Source organism: Knoellia sp. B-D-2 (assembly GCF_057714695.1).
The window spans coordinates 88,901-112,845 of record NZ_CM173189.1; the positions used below are offsets into that span (position 1 = coordinate 88,901).

The 23,945-nt window shown below is 72.5% G+C and carries 22 protein-coding genes; 1 reads left to right on the forward strand and 21 read right to left on the reverse strand.

Features of this window, described 5'->3' with window-relative positions:
• Positions 1-50 precede the first annotated feature (50 nt).
• The 21 genes from AC3EU2_RS00405 to mraZ all read right to left on the reverse strand — a co-directional run bounded on the left by AC3EU2_RS00405 (position 51) and on the right by mraZ (position 22,570).
• Positions 51-974 (reverse strand): RluA family pseudouridine synthase, encoded by a 924-nt coding sequence (locus tag AC3EU2_RS00405; protein ID WP_488177774.1) that lies wholly within the window; start codon positions 972-974, stop codon positions 51-53.
• The gene (gene lspA / locus AC3EU2_RS00410; protein WP_488177775.1) at positions 967-1,575 is read right to left on the reverse strand and encodes a signal peptidase II; all 609 of its coding nucleotides are present in this window, start codon (positions 1,573-1,575) and stop codon (positions 967-969) included. Before lspA ends, AC3EU2_RS00405 begins: the two co-directional genes overlap by 8 nt.
• Positions 1,548-2,453 (reverse strand): TraR/DksA family transcriptional regulator, encoded by a 906-nt coding sequence (locus tag AC3EU2_RS00415; protein WP_488177776.1) that lies wholly within the window; start codon positions 2,451-2,453, stop codon positions 1,548-1,550. Before AC3EU2_RS00415 ends, lspA begins: the two co-directional genes overlap by 28 nt.
• A gap of 200 nt (positions 2,454-2,653) precedes the next feature.
• Complete coding sequence (locus AC3EU2_RS00420; protein WP_488177777.1) at positions 2,654-4,024, reverse strand: DivIVA domain-containing protein; 1,371 nt, start codon at positions 4,022-4,024, stop codon at positions 2,654-2,656.
• A gap of 68 nt (positions 4,025-4,092) precedes the next feature.
• The gene (locus AC3EU2_RS00425) at positions 4,093-4,368 is read right to left on the reverse strand and encodes a YggT family protein (RefSeq protein WP_488177778.1); all 276 of its coding nucleotides are present in this window, start codon (positions 4,366-4,368) and stop codon (positions 4,093-4,095) included.
• Positions 4,369-4,413: 45 nt separating this feature from the next.
• Complete coding sequence (locus tag AC3EU2_RS00430) at positions 4,414-4,893, reverse strand: cell division protein SepF (protein WP_488177779.1); 480 nt, start codon at positions 4,891-4,893, stop codon at positions 4,414-4,416.
• 54 nt (positions 4,894-4,947) lie between these two features.
• Positions 4,948-5,646, reverse strand: a complete 699-nt coding sequence (locus tag AC3EU2_RS00435; protein WP_488177780.1) for a YggS family pyridoxal phosphate-dependent enzyme — start codon at positions 5,644-5,646, stop codon at positions 4,948-4,950.
• Positions 5,643-6,365, reverse strand: a complete 723-nt coding sequence (gene pgeF, locus AC3EU2_RS00440) for a peptidoglycan editing factor PgeF (protein WP_488177781.1) — start codon at positions 6,363-6,365, stop codon at positions 5,643-5,645. The genes AC3EU2_RS00435 and pgeF overlap by 4 nt, the downstream gene beginning before the upstream one ends.
• Before the next feature lie 72 nt (positions 6,366-6,437).
• Positions 6,438-7,679, reverse strand: a complete 1,242-nt coding sequence (gene ftsZ / locus AC3EU2_RS00445; protein ID WP_488177782.1) for a cell division protein FtsZ — start codon at positions 7,677-7,679, stop codon at positions 6,438-6,440.
• A gap of 302 nt (positions 7,680-7,981) precedes the next feature.
• Complete coding sequence (locus tag AC3EU2_RS00450; protein ID WP_488177783.1) at positions 7,982-8,719, reverse strand: cell division protein FtsQ/DivIB; 738 nt, start codon at positions 8,717-8,719, stop codon at positions 7,982-7,984.
• A gap of 5 nt (positions 8,720-8,724) precedes the next feature.
• A complete protein-coding gene (gene murC / locus AC3EU2_RS00455) occupies positions 8,725-10,182 on the reverse strand; it encodes a UDP-N-acetylmuramate--L-alanine ligase (RefSeq protein ID WP_488177784.1) in 1,458 nt (485 codons plus the stop codon).
• A gap of 2 nt (positions 10,183-10,184) precedes the next feature.
• Complete coding sequence (gene murG, locus AC3EU2_RS00460; protein ID WP_488177785.1) at positions 10,185-11,288, reverse strand: undecaprenyldiphospho-muramoylpentapeptide beta-N-acetylglucosaminyltransferase; 1,104 nt, start codon at positions 11,286-11,288, stop codon at positions 10,185-10,187.
• The gene (gene ftsW, locus AC3EU2_RS00465) at positions 11,285-12,535 is read right to left on the reverse strand and encodes a putative lipid II flippase FtsW (RefSeq protein WP_488177786.1); all 1,251 of its coding nucleotides are present in this window, start codon (positions 12,533-12,535) and stop codon (positions 11,285-11,287) included. The genes murG and ftsW overlap by 4 nt, the downstream gene beginning before the upstream one ends.
• 3 nt (positions 12,536-12,538) lie before the next feature.
• Positions 12,539-14,038 (reverse strand): UDP-N-acetylmuramoyl-L-alanine--D-glutamate ligase, encoded by a 1,500-nt coding sequence (gene murD, locus AC3EU2_RS00470; protein ID WP_488177787.1) that lies wholly within the window; start codon positions 14,036-14,038, stop codon positions 12,539-12,541.
• Positions 14,035-15,117, reverse strand: a complete 1,083-nt coding sequence (mraY, locus tag AC3EU2_RS00475) for a phospho-N-acetylmuramoyl-pentapeptide-transferase (protein ID WP_488177788.1) — start codon at positions 15,115-15,117, stop codon at positions 14,035-14,037. The genes murD and mraY overlap by 4 nt, the downstream gene beginning before the upstream one ends.
• Positions 15,114-16,520, reverse strand: a complete 1,407-nt coding sequence (locus AC3EU2_RS00480) for a UDP-N-acetylmuramoyl-tripeptide--D-alanyl-D-alanine ligase (RefSeq protein WP_488177789.1) — start codon at positions 16,518-16,520, stop codon at positions 15,114-15,116. The genes mraY and AC3EU2_RS00480 overlap by 4 nt, the downstream gene beginning before the upstream one ends.
• The gene (locus AC3EU2_RS00485) at positions 16,517-18,043 is read right to left on the reverse strand and encodes a UDP-N-acetylmuramoyl-L-alanyl-D-glutamate--2,6-diaminopimelate ligase (protein ID WP_488177790.1); all 1,527 of its coding nucleotides are present in this window, start codon (positions 18,041-18,043) and stop codon (positions 16,517-16,519) included. The genes AC3EU2_RS00480 and AC3EU2_RS00485 overlap by 4 nt, the downstream gene beginning before the upstream one ends.
• Positions 18,044-18,054: 11 nt before the next feature.
• A complete protein-coding gene (locus tag AC3EU2_RS00490) occupies positions 18,055-20,022 on the reverse strand; it encodes a peptidoglycan D,D-transpeptidase FtsI family protein (RefSeq protein ID WP_488177791.1) in 1,968 nt (655 codons plus the stop codon).
• Positions 20,023-20,207: 185 nt separating this feature from the next.
• Positions 20,208-20,993: a cell division protein FtsL gene (gene ftsL, locus AC3EU2_RS00495; protein WP_488177792.1), complete on the reverse strand. Its 786-nt coding sequence runs from the start codon at positions 20,991-20,993 to the stop codon at positions 20,208-20,210.
• Complete coding sequence (gene rsmH, locus AC3EU2_RS00500) at positions 20,990-21,970, reverse strand: 16S rRNA (cytosine(1402)-N(4))-methyltransferase RsmH (RefSeq protein ID WP_488177793.1); 981 nt, start codon at positions 21,968-21,970, stop codon at positions 20,990-20,992. The genes ftsL and rsmH overlap by 4 nt, the downstream gene beginning before the upstream one ends.
• 168 nt (positions 21,971-22,138) lie before the next feature.
• Positions 22,139-22,570 (reverse strand): division/cell wall cluster transcriptional repressor MraZ, encoded by a 432-nt coding sequence (mraZ, locus tag AC3EU2_RS00505; protein WP_035935218.1) that lies wholly within the window; start codon positions 22,568-22,570, stop codon positions 22,139-22,141.
• A gap of 352 nt (positions 22,571-22,922) precedes the next feature.
• Between mraZ and AC3EU2_RS00510 the strand changes: the two genes are divergently transcribed.
• Entirely contained in the window at positions 22,923-23,942 is a 1,020-nt protein-coding gene (locus AC3EU2_RS00510) for an AAA family ATPase (protein WP_488177794.1), read from the forward strand.
• Positions 23,943-23,945 lie beyond the last annotated feature (3 nt).

Consider the following 23,945-nt stretch of genomic DNA (forward strand, 5'->3'; position numbering starts at 1 on the left):
CGCGCCACCGAGTGACGGATGGGACGGATGGTGTATGCCGTCCCGCTGGCTCAGAGGCGGTCCAGGGCGCTCTGCAGGTCGGCCGGGTAGGTGCTCTCGTAGGTGACCCAGTCGCCGCTCCCGGGGTGCTCGAACCCGAGGCCGACGGCGTGCAGCCACTGGCGCTCGAGCCCGAGCTTCCTGGCCAGGGTCGGGTCCGCGCCGTACGTGAGGTCGCCGACGCACGGGTGGCGCAGCGCCGAGAAGTGGACCCGGATCTGGTGGGTGCGACCGGTCTCGAGGCGGACCTCGAGCAGGCTCGCGTGCCGGAACGCCTCGATGAGCTCGTAGTGGGTGACGGCGGCCTTGCCCGACTCCATCACCGCGAACTTGTAGTCGTGGCCCGGGTGACGGGCGATGGGGGCGTCGATGGTGCCGACGAGCGGGTCGGGGAGCCCCTGGACGAGCGTGTGGTACGTCTTGTCGACCCGGCGCTCCTTGAAGGCCCGCTTGAGCAGCGAGTAGCCGCGCTCGCTCTTGCAGACGACCATGAGGCCCGAGGTGCCGACGTCGAGGCGCGAGACGATCCCCTGGCGCTCGCTCGCGCCGCTCGTGGAGATCCGGTAGCCGGCGGCGGCCAGCCCGCCGAGGACGGTCGGACCGGTCCAGCCGACGCTCGGGTGCGCCGCGACGCCGACCGGCTTGTCGACGACGACGATGTCGTCGTCGTCGTGGACGATCCTCATGCCGGGGACGGGCTCGGCGATGACCTCGAGGGTCGGGCTCGGGTCGGTGCTGGGCAGGGTGACCTCGAGCATGTCGCCGCCGTGGACGCGGTGGGACTTGCCGACGCTCGCGCCGTTGACACTGACGCCGCCGTCGGCCGCGAGGTCGGCGGCGCGGGTGCGGGAGAGGCCGAACAGACGGGCCATGGCGGCGTCGACCCGCTCGCCCTGGAGGCCCTCGGGGACGAGGACGGTGCGGTTGTCAGACATCGTCGGACCCCGCGTCGCCGTCGCCGTGGTGGGCTTCGTGCCGGCCGGGCGTCACCCCTTCGAGCGGTATGCCGCGCACGGCCAGGACCGCGCCGTAGCCCGCCGCCCCGACGATCGCGATGTCGGCGATGTTGCCGATGAACAGGCCGAAGTAGTCGATGAAGTCGACGACGTGGCCGCGGCCGAGGCCGGGCGAGCGCAGGATCCGGTCGATGAGGTTGCCGACCGCGCCCCCGAGGAGCAGCCCGAGCGTGACGGCCCACCCCCGGTGGCCGACCCGGGTGGCGGCGCGGCCGACCCAGACGACGATCCCCAGCGCGACGAGCGTGAGCAGCCAGGTGACGCCGTCGCCGAGCGAGAACGCGGCCCCCGGGTTGCGGATGAGGTTGAGGCGCAGCAGGGAGCCCGCGAGCTCGCGCGGCTGCCCCGGCGTGAGGGCGCTCAGCGCCCACACCTTGGAGGCCTGGTCGAGGACGAGCGTGAGCACGCCGACCCCCACGAGGAGGGTGAACAGCCGAGACCGGCCCTGGACCTGGTCCTGGGCCGGTGCGGTGGTGGACTGGGCGCTGGGCGTCAGCGGCGTTCCTGTTTCATCTTGCATGGCATGCATAGGGTCGCACGAGGTGCGGCCTGCAGGCGAAGTTTGCCGATCGGCTGGCCGCAGGACTCGCACACCCCGTAGGTGCCGTCGTCGAGCCGCTCGAGGGCGTGCTCGTTCTGGCGGAGCATCTCCCGCGCGTTGTCGGCGAGCGCGATCTCCTGTTCGCGCTCCCACGTCTTGGCGCCGGCGTCGGCCTGGTCGTCCCCGGCCCCGTCACCGGAGTTGCGCAGCAGCTCGGACAGCTCCGACTCGGCGTGGGTCAGCTCGGCCCGGAGCTGGGCGACGTCGGCCTCGATCTCGGCACGGACCGCCTTGAGCTCGGCTGCGGTCCACGGCGACTCGTCCTCGCGCACGACGAGCTTGGCCTTCCTCGCGGCGGCGGCCGCGGTCCTCGACGCGGCCGGGGTGGCCTTGGCCGTGACCGTCCTCGTGGCGGCGGGCTTGGCCGTCGTCGTCGACGGGGCGGCGGCGGCCCTCTTGGCGGGGGCCTTCTTCGCCGCAGCGGCCTTGGTCGCGGGTGCCTTCTTCGCCGGAACGGCCTTGGTCGCGGGTGCCTTCTTCGCCGGAGCGGCCTTGGTGGTCGCAGCCTTCTTCGCCGCAGCAGCCTTGGTCGCGGGTGCCTTCTTCGCCGGAACGGCCTTGGTCGCGGGTGCCTTCTTCGCCGCAGCAGCCTTGGTGGCGGACCTCTTCTTCGCCGCAGCAGCCTTGGTGGCGGGCGCCTTCTTCGCCGCAGCGGCCTTGGTGGCGGGGACCTTCCCGTTGTTGGCGGCCGCCGGCTTGCTTCCTCGGCCGAGCGCCTTCTTCACCACCGCCAACGCGGAGGAGGCCTTGCCGGATCCGGTCGTGGAGGTCCCGGAGGGAGCGCCCTTGGCAGCCATGACTGTCCTCACTCGTCAACAAAGGTCGGGCCCCGAGGGCTCGACCACGTGCCGAGATGATAAGCCCTCGACCTGCCCATCACAACGCCAAACGCCAGATGACCTGCCACGCCGCCCCCACGGCACACGCAGGGAGGGGACGCCGCAGGGCACCCGGGGTGACCCCGGGTGCCCTGCGTGCGTGCTCGGTCGGCGACCGGTCAGGTGGCCTGCTCGGACGACTCCTCGATCTCGGCGTCCACCGCGGTCTGGTCGAGCTCCGCGAGCTGGCTCTCGATGTAGCTCTTGAGGCGGGCACGGTAGTCGCGCTCGAAGCCGCGCAGCTGCTCGATCTTGCGCTCGAGGACCGTGCGCTGCTCGTTGAGGTCCTGGAGGATGGCGGCCTTGCGCTGCTGCGCCTCGTGCACCATCCCGGTGGAACGCTCCCGCGCCTCGGTGATGAGCTCCTCGCGCTTGGCGTTGGCCTCGGCGAGCATCGTGTCGTGCTGCGTCTGGGCCGACGTCACGAGCTCCTCGTGCTGGGCCTGCGCGGTGCTCACGAGCTCGTCGTGCTGGGCCTGCGCCGAGCCGATGAGCTCGTCGTGGCGTGCCTGCCCGGTGCTGACGAGCTCGTGGTGACGGGACTCGGCCGAGCCCACGAGCTCGTCGTGACGTGACTGCGCCTCACGCATGAGCTCGTCGCGACGGCTCTCGCCGGCGGAGACGTGCTCGTCGTGCAGGCGCTGGGCGAGGGCGAGGACCCCGGCCGCGGAGCCGGCACCCATCGCGCCGGCGCCGGCGAGCGCCGCCGCGTCGGAACCCTCGGGCGACTGGCCCTGCTGCGTGCTGCTGGCGATGCGCTCGGCGGCCTCGGACTCCGCCTGCTCGGCCTCGTGCTGGGCCTTCTGGATGCGGCTCTGCGCCTCGCGCTCGGCCTCCTCGACCCGCGCGCTCAGGGTGGCGAGCTGCTCGTCGGCGTCGCTGTGGGCCCGGTCGCTCGACGCCTGGGCGTCCTGGGCGTCCTGCGCGGACGCCGCGTCGCGCTCGGCGCGCTCACGGTCGCGCTCCGAGGCGATCGAGTCGCGCTCACCGATGAGGCCCTCGCGCTCCCCGGCGAGGGAGTCACGCTCCCCGGCGAGGGAGTCACGCTCGCCCTGGAGGTCGGCGAGCCGGCTCTCGGACTCGGCGAGCTGGGCCTCGAGCTCCTTGACCCGGTTCTCGAGGTCGGTGGCGCGGCCGGAGACGTCGGTGTCGCCCTGGTCCTGTGCGGCGTCACCTCGGCCCTCGAGCTCCTCGAGCTCACGCACGCGCGCCTCGAGCTCGGAGTTGCGACCCTCGAGCGTGGCGATCTCGGCAGAACGGTCGGCGGTTCCGGCGGCGGGCACCGGCATCGCCGCGGTGACGGGCTCGAGGCCACGGCCCTCGCGGCAGTCGTTGAGCTGCTGGCGGACCTCGTCCTCGGTCTTGGTCATCCGGCGCATCTCGGCGACGATGTCGTCGAGGAAGTCGTCCACCTCGCGCTCGTCGTAGCCGCGGCGGAACTGGGTGGTCGTGAACGTCTTGTTGAGGACGTCCTCGGGCGACAACGCCATGTCAACTCCTGTGTGTGGATCGGTTCAGCGCGCCCTGGCATGGAGACGCAGGGACTCAGCGATCCAGCCTAGAGGATGGCGAGGAGCAGGTAGAGACCGAGGACCAGCACGAGGAAGCCGAGGTCGATCGACGCGCCGCCGAGGCGGATCGGCGGGATGACCTTGCGCAGCGCGTTGAGCGGCGGGTCGGTGAGCGTGTAGATCGCCTCGGCGATGACGAGCATGACGCCGCGAGGCCGCCAGTCCCGGGCGAAGACCCGGATCCAGTCGAGGATGAGGCGCCCGAAGACCACCATGAGGTACAGCCAGACGATCAGCGCGAGCAGGGCCAACACGGTGTCCATGGCGACAGTGTGCGCGAACGGGCTGTGGCCGCGGGGACGCGGGGGTCAGCTCTGGTTGAACAGGGTCTTGCCGGGGACGACGGCGGACTCCTCGGCGTTGACCTCGACGGTCGACGGCGAGAGCAGGAAGACCTTCGCGGTGACGCGCTCGATGGCGCCGTGCAGACCGAAAACGAGGCCGGCGGCGAAGTCGACGAGGCGCTTGGCGTCGGCGTCGTCCATGTCGGTGAGGTTCATGATGACCGGCGTGCCCTCGCGGAAGTTCTCCCCGATGGTCTTGGCCTCGTTGTAGGTGCGCGGGTGGATCGTCGTGATCCGCGAGATGCCGGAGGCCTCCTGGGTGCGCACGACGGAGGCCACGCTGCGACGGTTGCTCAGGGGGGTGACCTCGGCGGAGCGCTCGCGCGGCTCGTCGGCCTCGACGGCCTCGTCGGTGTCGTACTCGTCATAGGCCTCGTCGTAGTAACGGGCCTCGTCCTCGGCAAGGCCGAGGTAGACCATCGTCTTGCGCAGCGCGCCAGCCATGAGTACTCCTAGTACGAATCGGCGACCGGGGTGGCCGTCTGTCCGACATTGAAGTTACCCAAGTGACGGACGAGTTCCGAGGATTGCGGTCCCGACACGCAGGTGAGTCGCTCCCTCGGCGACGGCGGCCTCGAGGTCGCCGCTCATCCCGGCGGAGACCCACGTCGCATCCGGGTGTCGCTCGCGGATGCCGTCTGCGACCTCGCGCAGCCGTGCGAACGCCGCGCGCGGCTCGCCCTCTCGGGGCGCCACGGCCATGACGCCGCGCAAGTCGAGGTGGGCGGACTCCCCCACGAGGTCGGCCAGCGCGGGCACGTCGTCGGGAACCGCTCCCCCGCGACCGGCCTCGCCGTCGAGCCCCACCTGGACGAGGACGTCGAGGCGCCGGCCGGCGCGCTCGGCCGCACGGTCGAGCGCCGTGACGATCTTGGCGCGGTCGACGGACTGGACGACGTCGACGTACGCCGCGACGTGCGCGACCTTGTTGGACTGGAGCTGGCCGATGAAGTGGACGGTGACGGCATCGCGGCGCGCGAGCTCCTCGACCTTGGCCCGGGCCTCCTGGTCCTTGTTCTCCCCGATGTGACGGACACCGAGGTCGACGAGGAGGTCGATGTCGCTCACCGGGAAGTACTTCGTCACGACGACGAGCTCGATCCCGGCCGCGGAGCGCCCGGCGGCGCCCGCCGCCGCCCCGATGCGGTCGTGGACGGCGGCGAGGTTCGCGGCCAGCTCGTCGCGGCGGGTGCTCACGTGGCGGTCCGGACGATGAGCCCGGCGAAGCGGCCGGTGGTCCCGTCGCGGCGGTAGGAGTAGAGCGAGGGCTCCTCGCGGGCGCAGCCCCGGACCCAGGTGAGGTCGTCGACCCCGGCGGCTCGCAGCTGGGCGACGACGCCGGACGCGACGTCGATCGCGGGCGTCCCGGTCCATGTCACGGCCCGGGACTCGGGGCTGACCGCGGCGGCCTCCTCACGCATGGTGAGCGGCACCTCGTAGCAGCGACCGCACACGCTGGGGCCGACGACGGCGCTGATGCTGGATGCGCCGACGTCGCGCATCGCCGAGATCGCACGCCGGACGACCTGCTTCGTCATCCCGGGGCGGCCGGCGTGGACGGCGCCGATGACGCCCGCACCCTCGTCGCAGAGCAGCACCGGGGTGCAGTCGGCGACGAGCACCGCGAGGGCCAGGCCGGGCTCGGTGGTGACCACCCCGTCGACGGCGAGCGGACCCGCGGGCCGCTCGGACACGACGGCGACGTCGGCACCGTGGCACTGGTCCATGAGGACGAGCCGCTCGGGCGTGACTCCGAGCTCGGTGGCGACGCGAGCCCTGTTCTCCCGCACCGCCTCCGGGGCGTCCCCGACGTGCCCACCCAGGTTGAGACCGGCATACGGGGGGAGACTCACCCCGCCGGAGCGGTCGGTGAACGCCCGGCGGATGCCGGCCACGTCGTCGCGCCAGAAGAACACGCGTCCACCGTAGACGCGCCGAGGGCGACCGGTGTGACCGGTCGCCCTCGGCGTCTGTGGAGCGTCAGTGCCTCACTTGAGGAAGTCGGGCACGTCCAGGTCGTCACCGTCGTCGAAGGTGACGGTGCGCGGCGGGGTCGGGCGCTGCTCCGAGTCGGGGCTGCCGTTGCTCGCGGCGTTGGGGACGCCCTGGTGGTGCTCACCGGCGGCCACCGGGACGGCCTGGCGGACCGGCTCGGGCTGGTGGTTGGTCCGCTGGGGCTGGCGGTCGCCGACCGACGCGGTCTGGGCCAGGCTGGCCGCCTGCTGCGCCTTGCTCGGGCCCTGGATGCTGCCGATGTGGCGCTCGTCGGGCCGCTTGGCGGGGGTGCCACCGTCGAAGCCGGCCGCGATGACAGTGACCCGCACCTCGTCGCCGAGCGCGTCGTCGATGACCGCGCCGAAGATGATGTTGGCCTCCGGGTGGGCGGCCTCCTGGACGAGCCGGGCGGCCTCGTTGATCTCGAAGAGACCGAGGTCGCTGCCGCCCTGGATGGAGAGCAGCACGCCGTGGGCCCCGTCGATGCTCGCCTCGAGCAGCGGGCTGGAGATGGCGAGCTCGGCGGCCTGGACCGCACGGTCCTCGCCACGGGCCGAGCCGATGCCCATGAGGGCCGAGCCGGCGCCCTGCATGACGGACTTGACGTCGGCGAAGTCGAGGTTGATGAGCCCCGGCGTGGTGATGAGGTCGGTGATGCCCTGGACACCGGACAGGAGGACCTGGTCGGCGCTGCGGAACGCGTCGAGCATCGAGACGGCGCGGTCGCTGATGGACAGCAGCCGGTCGTTGGGGATGACGATGAGGGTGTCGACCTCCTCGCGCAGGCCGGCGATGCCGGTCTCGGCCTGGTTGGCGCGACGACGACCCTCGAAGGTGAAGGGGCGGGTGACGACGCCGATGGTGAGGGCGCCGAGCCCGCGGGCGATGCGGGCGACGACGGGCGCACCACCGGTGCCGGTGCCGCCACCCTCGCCGGCGGTGACGAAGACCATGTCGGCCCCCTTGAGGACCTCCTCGATCTCCTCGGCGTGGTCCTCGGCGGCCTTCTTGCCGACCTCGGGGTCGGCGCCGGCGCCGAGCCCACGGGTGAGCTCGCGGCCGACGTCGAGCTTGACGTCGGCGTCGCTCATGAGGAGCGCCTGCGCGTCGGTGTTGATCGCGATGAACTCGACACCCTTGAGGCCGACCTCGATCATGCGGTTGATGGCGTTGACACCACCACCACCGATGCCGACGACCTTGATGACGGCCAAGTAGTTCTGTGGTGCTGCCACGATGTGGGCCTTCCCTGAGTGGTTCGTTGTTTCTGGTGTCACGTGCTGGTGCTGCCGTGTCTGGTGGGGTCGCGACCCGCCGTTTCTTTGGGTAGAAGTCTTGACCTCATGTCAAGAGTCACAGTTTGGTCACGACCCGATGAGGCGACGCTAGGCGTCGGCAGGGCCCAGTGCAACGAGGCGGTGGGCGTGTCGCCGTCCGGTCCCGGCGATTCTTCCCCACGCTCGCCACAGACGTCACACCGGTCCCATCCGCCCCTCGACCTCCACCTCAGCCTGCGCTCCCCCTCCGGGGAGGCGGCTCAGCGGGTGACGGGGGTGTCGGGGGCGCTGACGTCGATGACGGCGGGCTTCGTGGGCAGCAGCGCCTGGAGGATCTGCAGCTTGCGCTCCGCGGCGTCGGCGCCGCCCCAGACGACGTCGATCCCGCCCAGGGTGAACGACACGAGGTTGGCCGTGCTCACCTCGATGGCGCTCACCCGACCGGCCAGCGACGGCGGGAGGGTGGCGACGACCGACAGGGCGGCCTCGAGGGCCTCCTGGGTCGTGCCCTTGGGCGAGGCCGCCGTGACGACGGGGATGCCCACCGGCGGGACGGTGACGGTGTCGTAGGAGACGCCCGTCGAATCCACAACCTCAAGTTTACCCTGAGGGTTCTTGAGCACGAGCGCGGGCTGTCGGGAGACGGTGCGAACGAGGAGCGTGGACGGCCAACCCCGCTCGACGGAGACCTCGGCGATGGTGCGGCGGGTCCGCACGCGCTGCTCGACGGCCTCGAGGTCGACCCGCGCCAGGGGCGTGCCCTCCTCGACGCCGACGAGTCCGGCGACCGCCGTCCGGTCGGTGCCGGTGACCCCGGAGACCTGCACCGAGCGCACGGCGAGCACCGGGCTCCAGAAGGTCAGCCAGACGAGGGCCGCCACGACGGCGAGGCTCCCCGCGGTCCACAGGACCCGACGCCACGGTCGGCGCCGATGCTCGAGGGCCCGCTCCCGGAAGCGGGGGTCGGCTGCGGCGAACCGGCGGTGGGAGGTGCTCACGCCGCTCACCTCTCCCCCGCCGCACGCAGCGCGTCGAGGACGAGGCCAGCGAAATCGGTGACGTCTCCGGCACCCACGGTGAGCACGAGGTCGCCCGGCGCCGCGGTCGCGGCCAACGCGGCCGCGGCGGACGCGAAGGTGCCCCCGACGGTGACCGTCCGCGACCCCGGGAGGTCGCGCAGCGGAGCGGCGACCAGCTCGCTCGTGATGCCCTCCATCGGCTCCTCGCGCGCGCCGTAGACGTCGAGCAGCAGGACCGTGTCGGCCGGCGCGAGGCCGGCCGCGAAACCTCCCGCGAAGTCGCGGGTGCGTGAGTAGAGGTGCGGCTGGAAGGCGACGTGCAGCCGACCGCCTCGGCGGGCGGCGATGTCCGCGGCGGTCCCGACGACGGCCGCCACCTTGCCCGGGTTGTGCGCGTAGTCGTCGACGACCGTGACGCCACCCACCTCGCCGCGCACCTCGAACCGTCGGCGGGCACCGTCGAAGCCGGCGAGCCCGTCGAGGACGAGCCGAGGGTCGGCGTCGAAGCCGGCGGTGGCGGCGAGGTGGGCCGCGGCGGCGTTGAGGGCGTTGTGCCGCCCCGGCGTCGCGAGGCGCATCGTCGCCGTCCCGCCTCCCGGCAGGTGCAGCACCGACGTCGTGCCGATGCCCTCATCGTCGGCCCGGTGGTCGGAGAGGCGGAGGTCCGCGGACTCGTCGAAGCCGTAGGTGAGCACCCGCGTGCCACGCTCCACCGTCACGGCGGCGAGCCGGCGGGACCCCGCGTCGTCGGCGCAGGCGACGAGCAGCCCCCCGGGGCGCAGGGACGCGGTGAACTCGGCATAGGCGGCCTCGACCTCGGCGAAGGTGCCGTAGAAGTCGAGGTGGTCGGGCTGGACGTTCGTCACCACGGCGACCTCGGGACGGTAGACGAGGAACGAGCCGTCGCTCTCGTCGGCCTCGACCACGAAGAGGTCGCCCCCGGTCCAGGCGGCGTTGGTGCCCTGACCGGTGAGCTCGCCGCCGGAGGCGAATGAGGGGTCGAGCCCTGCCGCCTGGAGGGCCACGGTGAGCATCGAGGTCGTCGTCGTCTTGCCGTTCGCCCCGGCGACGGCCGCCGGACGGGAGTCGGTCATCGTCGCCGCCAGCCCCTGCGCCCGGTGGAGCACGAGGCACCCGGCCGCGCGCGCGGCCGCGAGCTCGACGTTGGTCTCGGGGATCGCCGACGAGATGACGACCGTGTCGGCGTCGGCGACGTTGGCCGCGTCGTGACCGACGACCACCCGGGCACCGAGCCCGCGCAGCGTCTCGAGGACGGGGCTGTCCCGGCCGTCGGACCCGCTGACCTCGACCCCGCGGGCGAGCATCACCCGGGCGACGGCCGACATGCCGGAGCCGCCGATGGCGATGAAGTGGACCCGACCCAGCGTCTCGAGGCCCGGGACCTCGTGGGAGAAGTCGAACCGGGGGTTGCGGCTCGTCACGGTCAGCCCTTCCCGGCGGCGTCGACGACGAGGTCGGCGAGCAGCTCGTCCCCGTCGCGCTCCCCCACCGACGCCGCGGCCTTCGCCATCTCGGCGAGCCCGTTCGCGTCGCGCAACAGGGGCATGAGGGTGGTCTCGACCCAGCCGGGTGTGAGGTCGGCGTCCTCGACGACGAGCCCACCGCCGGCGTCGACGACCGCACGCGCGTTGAGGCGCTGCTCGCCGTTGCCGACGGGCAGCGGGACGTAGGCCGCGGGCAGGCCGACCGCGGTCACCTCACAGACGGTGTTGGCGCCGGAGCGCGCGACGACGATGTCGGCCGCCGCGTAGGCGAGCTCCATGCGGTCGGCGTAGGGCACGACGACATAGGGCGCTCCCGGGGCGTCGTCGACCGGGAACTCCTTGCCGACACCGGTCACGTGGAGGACCTGGACCCCGTCGGTCCGCAGCGAGCCCATGGCGCCACGGAAGGCGTCGTTGATGCGCTGGGCGCCGAGCGAGCCACCGGTGACGAGGACCGTCGGCCACTGGGGGTCGAGGCCGAAGTGGGCCAGGGCCTCCGCGCGGCGCTCCTTGCGGTCGAGCAGCGCGATCTCGCGGCGCAACGGCATTCCCGTGACGACCGCTCCGCGCAGCGGGGTGTCGGCGAACGTGACGGCGACATGGGTCGCGAACCGCGACCCGAGCCGGTTGGCCAGACCCGGACGGGCGTTCTGCTCGTGGATGACGACGGGTATGCCGCGTCGTCGCGCCGCGAGGTAGGCCGGCGTCGCGACGTACCCACCGAAACCGACGACGACCCTGGCGTCCGCCCGGGCGATCGCGGCGTCGGCGGCGTCGATGGCCCGCCGCATCGACGTGGGAAGGCGCAGCAGGGCGGCCGAGGGCCGACGCGGCATGGGGACCTTGGGGACGACCTCGAGGTCGTAGCCCCGTGCGGGGACGAGGCGGGCCTCGAGCCCCTCCTCGGTGCCGAGGGCGACGATCCGCACGTCCGGCTCGCGCCGCCTCAGGCAGTCGGCGAGGGCGAGAAGCGGGGAGACGTGGCCGGCCGTGCCGCCGCCGGCGAGCAGGACGGACCCGACGCGGGCCGGGGTGTCACTCATGACCGGGACCTCCGCGTCGGGAGCACCGCGAACGAGCGGCGGAGCAGCGACGGGCGCGCGGCGAGGGCCTTGGCGCAGCCGGGCTCGGAGCGGGCGAACGAGAGGAGGATGCCGAGCGCGAGCATCGTCGTCACGAGCGAGGACCCACCCGACGACACGAGCGGCAGCGGCACCCCGATGACCGGGAGCAGTCCGATGACGGCGCCGACGTTGATCATCGCCTGGACGACGATCCAGCTCATGATGCCGGCCGTCGCGATGCGCACGAAGAAGTCGGAGCTGCGCATGACGAGCCGGTAGCAGGCCAGGGCGAGGACGACGAAGAGGACGAGCACCATGATCGTGCCCGGCAGGCCGAGCTCCTCGCCGATGATCGCGAAGATGAAGTCGTTGTGCGGCTCCGAGAGCCACTGCCACTTCTCGCGCGACCCGCCGAGCCCGAGGCCGGTCCACCCACCGTCGGCGAGGGCATAGCGACCGTGGATGGGCTGCCGGGCGATGCCGGTCGGGTCGGTGTCGCGACCCAGCCAGACGTCGAAGCGCCCGAGCCGGTTGGGGCTGGTGACGACGAACGCGGCCGCCACGGCGGCGCCGCCGGCCGCGGCGAGGGCGAACCACCGGCCGGGCACGCCGGCGGTGTAGAGGACGCCGCCGACGATGGCCGACATGACGAGCGCGGTGCCGAGGTCGTGCCCGAGCAGGACCAGCCCGATGGCGACGACGGAGATGGGGAAGACGAAGGGGACGAGGGCGTGCCCGAGCCGCCCGAGCTGCTTGCGCTTGGCCGAGAGGACGAGCCCGCCGCTGAGCGCGAGGGCGACCTTGAGCAGCTCGGAGGGCTGCATCGTGATGACCTTGAAGTCGAGCCAGTTGCGGTTGCCCTGGACGTCGATGCCGAGGGGAGTGAAGACGAGCAGCTGCAAGGTGAGGGCGAACCCGAGGAGCGGGAGGGCGAGCCGCTTCCACGTCGCGACCGACAGCCGTGAGGCGACGAGCAGGGCGATCGCGCCGATGACGGCGAACTGGAGCTGGCTGAAGAAGATCGAGTACGCCGACCCCGAGTCGGTCTCGTTGAGGGAGGTCACGGCCGAGGCCGAGAGCACCATGATGAGGCCGAAGCCGACGAGGACGGTGGTGACGCCGACGAGGACGTAGTACGTCGTCACCGGTCGGTCGAGTCGCTCCAGCCACAACGGGAGGAACGCGGTGCCGCGTTCCTCCTTGACCGGGCGGGTCGTGCTGCTCACTGGTTACTCCCCCGATGCAGCGCGGCGGAGCACCGCCTCGGCGAAGGCGTCTCCGCGTGCGCCGTAGTTGACGAACATGTCCATGGACGCGGCCGCCGGAGCGAGCAGCACGACGTCGCCCGGCAGGGCGAGCGACGCGGCCTCGGAGACGACACGATCCATGGCTCCAGTGTCCGTGTCCCCCACGTCGACCACGGGGATGTCGGGCGCGTGTCGGGCAAGCGCCTCGGCGATCGCGGCGCGGTCGCGCCCGAGGAGCACGACGCCGCGCAGCCGACCGGCCGCGGAACGCACGAGGTCGTCGACGTCGGCGCCCTTGAGCAGCCCACCGGCGACCCAGACGACGTGCTCGTAGGCCGCGAGCGAGGCTGCCGCTGCGTGCGGGTTGGTGGCCTTGGAGTCGTCGACGAAGCGGACCTCGTCCACGGTCGCGACGTGCGCGATGCGGTGGGCCTCGGGACGGAACGCCCGCAGCCCCTGGCGCACCGCGCCCGGCTCGACGCCGTGGGCCCGGGCCAGGGCCGCCGCGGCGAGGGCGTTGGCGACGAGGTGGGGAGCCACGTCGGGCGCGTCACCGCGCAGGTCCTCGATCGAGGCCAGCTCGGCGGCAGCGTGGCGGCGCTGCTCGACGAAGGCGCGGTCGGCGAGGACCTCGCCAACGACGCCGAGCATCGACGGGGCCGGGGTGCCGAGGGTGAAGCCGATCGCCCGGCATCCCTCCTGGACGTCGGCCTCCTCCACGAGGGCCTGCGTCTGCGGGTCGTCGACGTTGTAGACGCAGGCGATCTCGGTGCCCTCGTAGACCTTGCCCTTGGCGGCGAGGTAGGCGTCGTAGTCGCCGTGCCAGTCGACGTGGTCCGGCGCGACGTTGAGCACGGCCGACGCCTGCGGCCGGATGGAGCTCGACCAGTGCAGCTGGAAGCTCGACAGCTCGACCGCGATGGCGTCGTACGGCTCGGGGTCCATGACCGCCTCGAGGATCGGCGTGCCGACGTTGCCGGCGCTGACCGCCCGCTCACCGGCGGCCCGCAGGATCGACGTGAGCATCTGGACGGTCGTCGTCTTGCCGTTGGTCCCGGTGACCGTGAGCCACGGCGCCGCGCCCTCGAGCGGGCGCATCCGCCAGGCGAGCTCGACCTCGCCCCAGATGGGGATCCCGTCCTCGGCCGCCGCAGCGAGCAGCGGCTGCGTCGGCGCCCAGCCCGGGGAGGTGACGACGAGGTCGAGGGGGTCGGACGGCATACGGGAGACGTGGTCGGGACCGAAGCGCAGCTCGGCGTCGAGGATCTCGAGGATCCGGGCGCGCTCCGACATCTCCGGGGTGGCGTCGACGGCCGAGCCGTCGACGACGATGACGTGGGCACCGCGCTCCAGCAGGGCGTCGGCGGCGGCGAACCCGCTGACCCCGAGCCCGGCCACGAGCACGCGGAGGCCGGCCCAGTCGGCCTCGCGGTGGGTGAGCCCTGCGAGCCGCTGCAGCCGGTCGGGCTGGCTCGCGCTCATACCGCCCCCACGACCCACTCGGCGTAGAACAGGCCCAGGCCCAGCGCGACGAACAGGCCCGCGATGATCCAGAACCGGATGACGATGGTGACCTCCTGCCACCCGAGGAGCTCGAAGTGGTGCTGCAGCGGGGCCATCCGGAACACGCGTCTGCCGGTGGACTTGAACGACGCGACCTGGATGATCACCGAGAGCGTGATGGTGACGAAGAGGCCGCCGATGATGACGACGAGGAACTCGGTGCGGGTGACGATCGCGAGCCCGGCGAGCGCACCGCCGAGCGCGAGCGAGCCGGTGTCCCCCATGAAGATCTTGGCCGGTGAGCCGTTCCACCAGAGGAACCCGAAGCACGCGCCCATGACCGAGGCCGCGACGATCGCGATGTCGAGCGGGTCGCGCACCTCGTAGCACTTGATGCCGGGGTTGGTCTGGCAGTTCTGGTTGAACTGCCAGATGCCGATGAGGACGTATGCCGCGAACGTCATGACCGAGGCCCCGGTCGCCAGGCCGTCGAGGCCGTCGGTGAGGTTCACGCCGTTGCTCGTGCCCGCGATGATGACGTTGGCGAAGAGGATGAACAGCAGGACGCCGACGATCGTCCCCGCGAAGGCGAGGTCGAGGTTGGTGTCGCGGACGAAGGAGATCTTCGTCGAGGCGGGGGTCCGGCCCGAGTCGCTGGGGAAGCGCAGCGCGAGGATCGCGAAGATCGTCGCGACGAGGGTCTGCCCGAAGAGCTTCTCCTTGGATCGGAGGCCGAGGCTGCGCTGCTTGCTGATCTTGATGTAGTCGTCGAGGAACCCCACGAGCCCGAGGCCGGCCATGAGGAAGAGCACGAGCACGCCGCTCCAGCTCGGCGTCGACCAGAAGACGAGGTGCGCCATCGCGTAGGCGACGAGGGTCGCGGCCACGATGACCGCGCCACCCATGGTGGGCGTGCCGCGCTTGGTGTGGTGCGAGGTCGGGCCGTCGTCCCGGATGAACTGTCCGTAGCCCTGGCGGACGAGCCACTTGATGAACATCGGGGTGCAGAAGAGTGCGACGACGAGGCTGACCACCGCGGCGACGAGCACGGCCTTCACCGGGGGTCCTCCTGCGTGTCGTGGTCCGTCGTGGTCAGTCTGTCTCCGAGCCACCGTAGACCTGCGTCACGGCTGGACTTGAACAACACGACGTCGGGCGGGGCGAGTTCGGCGCGCAGCAGGGTCTCTGCCTCGTCCGCGTCCGCGACCCACCGGATCCGGGTCCCGCCGACGGGGGCGACGTCGGCCATCGGGCGGGCGGTCTCGCCGACGACGACGAGCTCGTCGACCCCCCGTCGCTGCGCCTCGCCGCCGATGTCCGCGTGCTCGGCGTCGGACTCGTCGCCGAGCTCGAGCATCGAGCCGAGGACGGCCCAGGTGCGTCGGCCCTCCCCCATCGACTCCAGCGCGGAGAGGGCGGCGCGCATCGAGTCGGGGTTGGCGTTGTAGGCGTCGTTGACGACGGTCACCCCGTCGGCGCGCTCGGTGACCTCCATCCGCCAGCGGCTGACGGCGTCGGCACCGGCGACGGTGCTCACGGCCTGCTCGAGGGGGATGCCGCACTCGAGGGCGACGGCGAGGACGGCCAGCGCGTTGCCGACGTGGTGCCGGCCCACGAGCCGGAGCGCGATCGTGGCCTCGCCCTGCGGTGCGACGACCCGGAAGGACGCCCGGCCGTCGGGTCCGACGGTGACGGCCTCCGCGCGGACGGTGGCGTCGGCGTGCTCGCCGACGAGGACGACGCGGGCGTCGGTCCGACCGGCCATGGCGCGGACCGCGGGGTCGTCGGCGTTGAGGACCGCGACACCGTCGGCGGGCAGGGCCTCGACGAGCTCGGCCTTGGCGCGGGCGATGGCATCGCGCGAGCCGAACTCACCGACGTGCGCAGTGCCGACGTTGAGGACGACGCCGATGCGGGGCGGAGCGATGCGGGTGAGGTAGGCCACGTGCCCGATCCCGCGGGCCCCCATCTCGACGACGAGGAAGCGGGTGTCGTCGGTGACGCGGGTGACGGTGAGCGGCACCCCGACCTCGGAGTTGTAGGACCCCACGGGCGCGATGGTCGGAGCGGCCGCGCCGAGCACGGTGCCGAGGAGGTCTTTGGTGCTCGTCTTGCCGGACGAGCCGGTGATCCCGATGACGGTGAGGTCGGTGGCGCGGTCGAGGACGGCGCGCGAGATGGCGACGAAGGCCTCTTGGACGTCGTCGACGACGACGCACGGCAGCTCCTCGACAGGACGGCTGGTGAGCGCGGCGACGGCGCCGCGGTCGCGGGCGCCACCGACGAAGCGGTGTCCGTCCATCGACTCGCCGATCCGGGCGACGTAGAGGCTGCCGGCCTCCGCCTCGCGGGAGTCGGTGACGACGGCGCCGGTGACGACCGGCACGTGCCCGTCGGCGGGCACGGCGTGCAGCGTCCCGCCGGTGAGGTCGGCGATCTCGGCCAGGGAGAGGGCGATCACGGCGCGGCCACCTCGAGCGCGGCGCGGAGCACGTCCCGGTCGTCGAACGGGTGGACGACGCCGGAGACCTCCTGACCGGTCTCGTGGCCCTTGCCGACGACGGCGACGACCGAGCCGGGTCCGCCCTCGCGGGCGAGCCGGACTCCCTCGCGGATGGCCTGGGCGCGGCCGTCGACCTCGACGAGCTGGGCGTGCGAGTCGTACGACCGGGCACCCTCGATGACGGCGGCGCGGATGGCCGACGGGTCCTCGCTGCGCGGGTTGTCGTCGGTGACGACGACGACGTCGGCCAGCCCCGCGGCGGCGCGGCCCATGCCGTGGCGCTTGCCCCGGTCACGGTCCCCCCCGGCCCCGAGCACGACGACGAGCCGGCCGCGGGTGCTCGGGCGCAGGGCCGCGAGGGCGGCCTCCACGGCGTCCGGCGTGTGCGCGTAGTCGACGACGGCGAGCAGGTCCTCCTCGTGCGAGGCGGTGACCTTCTCCATGCGGCCGGGGACGTGCGGGTCGGTGAGGATCGCCCGGCTCACGGCGTCGGTCTCCTCGCCGAGCAGGAGCAGCGCGACCGCGGCCATGGCGGTGTTGGCGACGTTGAAGTCACCGGGGAGGGCGGAGCGCAGGTCGAGCTCGAGGTCGCGTCCGCGCAGGGAGAACCGCGAGGGGTCCTCGGTGCCCACCGTGACGACCCAGTCGGCCTGCAGTCCGGGCACCGTCGTCAGCGTGGTGACCGGGACCCCGGACTGCTCGGCGAGGCGCCGGCCCCACACGTCGTCGACGCACACGAGCGCGCGCTGCGACCGGAGCGGCGTGAAGAGGTCGGCCTTCGCGCAGAAGTAATCCTCCATGTCGGCGTGGAAGTCGAGGTGGTCCTGGGACAGGTTGGTGAAGAGCGCGAGGTCGTAGACGACGCCGTCGACGCGGTGCTGGCTCAGGGCGTGGCTCGAGACCTCCATGACGCACGTGTCGGTGTCCCGCTCCTCCATCACCGCGAGGATCGCGTGCAGGTCGGAGGCCTCGGGCGTGGTGCGCACGCTCTTGATCCGCTCGTCGCCGATGCGGGTCTCGACCGTGCCGATCAGCCCGGTCCGGTGCCCGAGCGCCTCGAGCGCGCTGGCGACGAGGTAGGCCGTCGTCGTCTTGCCGTTGGTCCCCGTGATCCCGACCATCGTCAGGGTCTGGTCGGTCGTCCCGTAGACGTGGGCCGCCACGGCCCCGAGGACCGAGCGGGGGTCCTCGACGACAAGGGCCGGCAGGTCGACCCCGGCGGCGCGCATCCGCTGCCGGCCGTCCGGGTCGGTGAGGACGGCCGAGGCCCCGGCGGCAGCGGCCTGGCCCGCGAAGTCGGCGCCGTGCGCGCGGGCGCCGGGCAGGGCGGCATACAGGTCGCCGCGTTGGACGGCACGGGAGTCGAGGGTGACACCCGAGACGCTCCCGGCGTCCGCCGGGTCGTCGATGGATGCGCCGACGAGCAGCGCGAGGTCACGGATGCTCGAGCTGTCACGGGAGGCGGGTCGGGGTGCGGACACGACCAGTCAGACTACTTGCCGCTGCCGCGCGGCTTGTCCTGCAGTGTGTCCGGGTCGCTCTTGGCCACGTCGGGGTCGACCGACAGCGTGATGCCCGCCTTGGTCGTCCCGGTGGGCGGGACCTTGAGCTCCTGCAGGGCGTAGGTCATGACGTCCTGGAAGACCGGGCCGGCCACGGTGCCGCCGTAGATGCTGGCGCTGGGCCGCTGGAGGATGACGGCCACGACGAGCTCGGGGTCGTCGGCCGGGGCGTAGCCGATGAAGCTGGCCGTCTTGCCGCTGTAGCGGCCGAGCCTGGCGTCGTAGAAGTCGGCGGTCCCCGTCTTGCCGGCGACGCGGTAGCCGGGGATCTGGGCCTGCGGTGCGGTGCCCTCCTTGGACACCACGCCCTCGAGCATGGCGTTGACCTTGGTGGCGGTGTCCACCGAGACGACCCGGGTGCCGGCCGCGGGTGGGACCTTGACGTACGTGCCGTGGGAGTCGGTGGTGCCGTCGACCAGGGACGGGGTCACCCGCAGGCCACCGTTGGCGATGGTCTGGAAGACCGAGGCGGCCTGGATCGCGGTCACGGACAGGCCCTGTCCGAACATCACGGTGGAACGCTGCGTGCCGCTCCACTTGTCCGCGGGAGCGAGCAGACCCTTGGACTCACCCGGGAAGCCCATGCCGGACTTCGACCCGAGGCCGAACTTGCGGTAGTACTCCTCGAGCCGCTTGGGCTTGAGGGTCTCGCCGACGAGGATCGTCCCGATGTTGCTCGACTCGGCGAGCGTCCCCGCGACCGTGCGGTACAGCGTCGGGTGGTCGTGGCTGTCCTTGAAGGACGCGTCGAAGCGCTGCATCCGGTTGGGGATGATCACCGGCTGGTCCGGCGTGACCGTCTTGTCCTCGAGGGCGGCCGCGACCGTCATGACCTTGGCGGTCGAGCCGGGCTCGAAGACGTCGCTGACCGCCTTGTTGACGAGGCTGCCCTTGGCCCGGCCGATGTCGTTGGGGTCGTAGGTCGGGTAGGACGCGAGGGCGAGGACCTTGCCGGTCTTGGCGTTCATGACGACGGCCGTGCCCGACTGCGCCCCCATCTCGGACATGCGCTGGGCCAGGGCGTTCTGGGCGTACCACTGGATGTTGGAGTTGACGGTGAGGGTGACGTCCTGGCCGTCGACCGCCCTGGCGCCACCCTGGCGCCCTCCGGGGATCTTCGAGCCGTCCGGCGCCTTCTCGAACACCGAGTAGCCGGCCCTGCCCTTGAGGGCCTTGTCCATCATCGACTCGAGGCCGCCACCGGCCTCGCCGTCGTTCGTGACGTAGCCGACGAGGGAGGCGGACGCGGGGCCCTGCGGGTAGACGCGCTCCGGGACCGACTCGGCGGAGTCCTTGTAGATGCCGGGGATCCCCAGCTTGGCGATCTTGCGCCACGTCAGGGGGCTCACCTTGCGGTCGAGGACCTGGTAGCGCCCGGACCGGGTGAGCAGCGGCCGGAGGTCGGCGGCGCTCTTCCCGAGCAACGGGCCCAGCGCAGCGGCGGCGGCGTCCACGGCGGCCGCCGTGGTGGCCGGCTCGCAGGTCTTCTTGTTCTTCTGCTGGTAGGTGCAGACCGCCGTCGGGTCGGCCACGACGGTCTCGCGCGCGCGGCTGGAGGCGAGCACGACGCCGTCCGAGGAGGTGATCTTGCCGCGGAGCGCGGGGATGACGACCTTCTCGGTGCGCTGCTCGAGGGCCTCGGCGGCGACCGCCGACGAGTCGAAGCCCTGGATGCGCAGCAGCTGGGCGGCGAAGATGCTGAAGACGAAGAGGACCGCGACGGTGAGCCCGCGCATGCGGCGGCGCGGGTTGCCCGGGGCCTGGGCGGCCGGGCGGCGCGCCGGGGGGCGACGCGGCGGACCCGAGCCGCCGGTCTTCCTCGGCGCGGACGCCCTGGGGGGCTTGGCGGCCCCCGCGGGCCTGGCGGCCCTGGGGGGCTTGGGGGGCTTGGCCGGCATGGACGCCTTGGCGGCCGTGGACGCCTTGGCGGGGCGCGGGCTCGCGGACCGGGCGGTGCCGGCGGCCGGCGGCTGGCGACGCTTGACCGGACGGCCTGCCGCGGACCGCGAGGTGGCGGGACGCCCCTGGGCCGCGCGGGCACGCCGCGGCTCGCGGCCCCGCGGCGGAGGCGGCGTCCGGGGGGTCACGGGGCGGTGGTCGAGGTCGGGCTGGGCGAGGGGCCGGCCGCACGCGGCGTGCCGGACGGGGCTGCGGACGGGGTGAGCGCCGCACCCGGGGTGCTCGCGCCTGCGGCCGACGATGGCGGTGCCGGCGTGCGCGCGCCGGCGTCGGCGGCGACGTCCGGGTTCGCAGAGGCCGACGGCACGGCCGGGGCCTGACGCGTCGAGGTCGTCGTGCTCGTCGCCCCGGTGCGGGAGTCGACACTCGTGGTCGTGACCTCGATGTTGTCCCCCTTCACGGTCGAGACGGTCGTCGTCGTCACGGTGCCCACCGTCTTGACCGTGGCGTGGGCCACGGGAGCGGGGGTGGACGCCGCGGCAGTCGAGCTGCCCTGTGTCGCAACCTTAAATTCCTTCTGGGCCGTGGCACCGGCCGCCACGCCGAGGACCTTGCCATCGCTGAGCCGGAGGAAGGCCGCGGTCTCGGCGGGCACCATCCCCATGTCGAGCGCGCGCTGGGCGAGGACGGGGGCCGCGCTCTGGGCGTCGATCGCGTGGCCGAGCGCCTCCTGAGCGTCGGCGAGCTCGTTCGAGAGGTCCTGCAGGTCGCCGAGGACGAACGAGCCCTTGGCCATGGCCGTGTTGAGCATGAGCACGCCGATGAGGCCCGCGACGAGCAGCGCGAGGCAGGCGGCGACGAACCCGGGCTGGCCGTGGACGGGCTGGACGCGCACGACACGCAGCGGCTGCGGCCGTGACGGTCGGGACGCGGACCGCTGGAGCGGGCGGGCGGTGGCGGTCTGGGTCATCGCCGGGTTCCCTTCGTGGGACGAGTACGTTCGGCGACCCGCAGGCGTGCTGATGCGGATCGGGGGTTCGAGGCCTGCTCGGACGCGGGCGCCTCTTCGGCGCCACGCGTGAGAAGCCGGAGGTATGCCGCGTGCTCGGGAAGCTCGACCGGCATGCCGTGGGGGGTGGTCGAGGTGGCACCGGCGGCCAGGGCGCGCTTGGTGATGCGGTCCTCGAGCGAGTGGTACGACAGGACCGCGATGCGGCCCTCGACGGCGAGCACGTCGATCGCGGCGACGACGGCGCGCTGCCACGCGCCGAGCTCGTCGTTGACCTCGATGCGCAGCGCCTGGAAGGTCCGCTTCGCCGGGTGACCGCCCGAGCGCTGCGACGCGGCAGGGACGGCGTCACGCAGGAGCTCGACGAGGCGAGCCGAACGGGTGAAGGGCTCGACCTCCCGCTCGCGCACGATCGCGGAGACGATGCGCTTGGCGAAGCGCTCCTCACCGAAGTCGCGCAGGATGCGGACGAGCTCGCCGGGGGCGTAGGTGTTGAGGACCTCGGCGGCGGTGACGCCGGTGGACTGGTCCATGCGCATGTCGAGCGGCGCGTCCTGCGCGTACGCGAAGCCCCGGTCGGCCTCGTCGAGCTGGAGCGAGGAGACGCCGAGGTCGAAGAGCACGGCCTGCACCTCGCCCAGCCCCGCGTCGGCGACGACGTCGGCGATCTCGTCGTAGACGGCGTGCACGCCACGGAACCGGTCACCGAAGCGCGCGAGGCGCTCCCCCGCGAGGGCGAGCGCCTCCTCGTCGCGGTCGATGCCGATGACGACGGCCTCGGGGCAGCGCTCGAGGACCGCCTCGGCGTGGCCGCCCATGCCGAGGGTGCCGTCGACGAGGACCGACCCCGGCGTGGAGAGTGCCGGGGCCAGGAGCTCGACGATGCGGTCGCGGAGGACGGGAACGTGCCGCTGTTCGGCGGCTCCCCGTGACTCCATCTGTCGGCTCCTCGTGCGTGGGTGGGCGGTGTGGCGGTGTGGCGGTGTGGCGGTCGATCCCTGCGGTGGTGTCCGGTTCCCCGGCTCCTGGTCCCCATCCGTCCGGGGCCCGGCACGGGGGAAGTCGTGTCGGGAGTCCGGTCGGCTGGAGGCCGGGAGCCGGGGTGGTCACATGAGTCCGGGGACGACCTCCTCGGACTGCTCGGAGTAGGCCTGCTCGGTGTTCGCGAGGTACTCGTTCCACGCGTCGGTGTCCCAGACCTCGACCCGGGAGCCGGTGCCGATGACGGTGCACTCGCGGGTCAGGCCCGCGTACTGGCGCAGGTGGGCGGGCACGGTGACGCGCCCCTGCTTGTCGGGGATCTCGTCGCTGGCGCCCGAGAGGAAGACGCGGATGTAGTCGCGCACGGCGCGGTTGGTCGTCGGCGCCGCCTGCATCTGCTCGGTCACCTTGAGGAACTCGTCCATGGGGAAGACGTAGAGGCAGCGTTCCTGGCCGCGGGTCACGACGAGGCCCGTCGAGAGGCGCTCGCGGAACTTCGCCGGGAGGAACAGCCGGCCCTTGTCGTCGAGGCGAGGCGTGTGCGTCCCGAGGAACACCGCGCTCACCTCCCCACCCGTCTCGACCCCCGAAGACGACACTTCTCTCCGGCTTCCCCCACTTTACTCCACCAAGCACCGAAATCAAGTCGTTATCCGGGTTCCGACACTCTTTTTCTGCAGGTCAGATGCGGTGGTGCAAAGTGGGGCAGTTCCGCGCAGTCGAGCCTCGTCGCCCGTCGAGGAGGCCCTCTCTCCGGCGCCTGCCGCCTGCACCCCGGATGTGCCCCGCCTGCACGTTCGCTGTGAACCCGGATTTCGGGCTCGAGCCGCTACCTCGGTGGAGGAATGTGGGGGAAGATCGAAGGACCGGAGGCGCAGGGCCTCGGGTCCCCGTCCTCCAGGAGACGCCGTGCCCGCACACGACGAGGTCCACCAGACCCACGACCAGCGTCGCCTCGCCCACGCGACGCCGCCCGGAGCCGCCCTCGACCAGGTCTTCCAGGTCGCGAGCTCGCTGCAGACGGCGATGAACTCGGTCATCGAGGGCAAGCCGGCGGCCGTCCGCACCGCCGTCACCGCGCTCCTCGCCGAGGGCCACCTGCTCATCGAGGACGTCCCCGGCGTCGGCAAGACGATGCTCGCCAAGACGCTCGGCCGCTGCATCGACTCCTCGGTCCGGCGGGTGCAGTTCACCCCCGACCTGCTGCCGAGCGACATCACCGGCGTGAGCGTCTACAACCAGGACGTGCGCGACTTCGAGTTCCGGCCCGGCGCCATCTTCGCCAACGTCGTCGTCGGCGACGAGATCAACCGTGCCTCACCCAAGACGCAGTCGGCGCTGCTCGAGTCGATGGAAGAGGCCCAGGTCACCGTCGACGGCACGACCTACGCGCTCCCCCGGCCGTTCATGGTGCTGGCCACCCAGAACCCGATCGAGATGGAGGGCACCTACCCCCTTCCCGAGGCGCAGCGCGACCGGTTCATGGCCCGGATCTCGATGGGCTACCCGTCCGCGCGCAGCGAGGTCGACATGCTCGACTCGCACGGCTCGCGCTCACCGCTGGAGGACCTGCGCCCGGTCACGGACGCCGCGACGGTGACCCAGATGATCGACGCCGTGCGCCGCGTGCACGCCTCGCAGGCGCTCAAGCAGTACGTCGTCGACGTCACCCAGGCCACCCGCACCAGCTCCGCGCTGCGTCTCGGCGCGTCACCCCGGGCGAGCCTGCACCTGTTGCGCGCCAGTCGTGCTCACGCCGCGCTCGCCGGCCGCGACCACGTCCTCCCCGACGACGTGCAGTCCATGACGGTGCCCGTCCTCGCGCACCGGCTCATGCTCACCGGTGAGAGCCAGCTCGCGCACCGGACGGCCGCCGATGTCCTCACCGACCTGCTCCAGCGCGTGCGCGTGCCGGCGCCCACGCGCTGAGTC

Coding starts and splice junctions, on each gene's coding strand:
- ftsL (WP_488177792.1), bottom strand. CDS start 20,993: ATGACCCAGACCGCCACCGCCCGCCCGCTCCAGCGGTCCGCGTCCCGA.
- AC3EU2_RS00415 (WP_488177776.1), bottom strand. CDS start 2,453: ATGGCTGCCAAGGGCGCTCCCTCCGGGACCTCCACGACCGGATCCGGC.
- lspA (WP_488177775.1), bottom strand. CDS start 1,575: ATGCAAGATGAAACAGGAACGCCGCTGACGCCCAGCGCCCAGTCCACC.
- AC3EU2_RS00490 (WP_488177791.1), bottom strand. CDS start 20,022: ATGCCGGCCAAGCCCCCCAAGCCCCCCAGGGCCGCCAGGCCCGCGGGG.
- AC3EU2_RS00420 (WP_488177777.1), bottom strand. CDS start 4,024: ATGGCGTTGTCGCCCGAGGACGTCCTCAACAAGACGTTCACGACCACC.
- murD (WP_488177787.1), bottom strand. CDS start 14,038: ATGAGCGCGAGCCAGCCCGACCGGCTGCAGCGGCTCGCAGGGCTCACC.
- AC3EU2_RS00430 (WP_488177779.1), bottom strand. CDS start 4,893: ATGGCTGGCGCGCTGCGCAAGACGATGGTCTACCTCGGCCTTGCCGAG.
- AC3EU2_RS00405 (WP_488177774.1), bottom strand. CDS start 974: ATGTCTGACAACCGCACCGTCCTCGTCCCCGAGGGCCTCCAGGGCGAG.
- rsmH (WP_488177793.1), bottom strand. CDS start 21,970: ATGGAGTCACGGGGAGCCGCCGAACAGCGGCACGTTCCCGTCCTCCGC.
- AC3EU2_RS00425 (WP_488177778.1), bottom strand. CDS start 4,368: ATGGACACCGTGTTGGCCCTGCTCGCGCTGATCGTCTGGCTGTACCTC.
- murG (WP_488177785.1), bottom strand. CDS start 11,288: ATGAGTGACACCCCGGCCCGCGTCGGGTCCGTCCTGCTCGCCGGCGGC.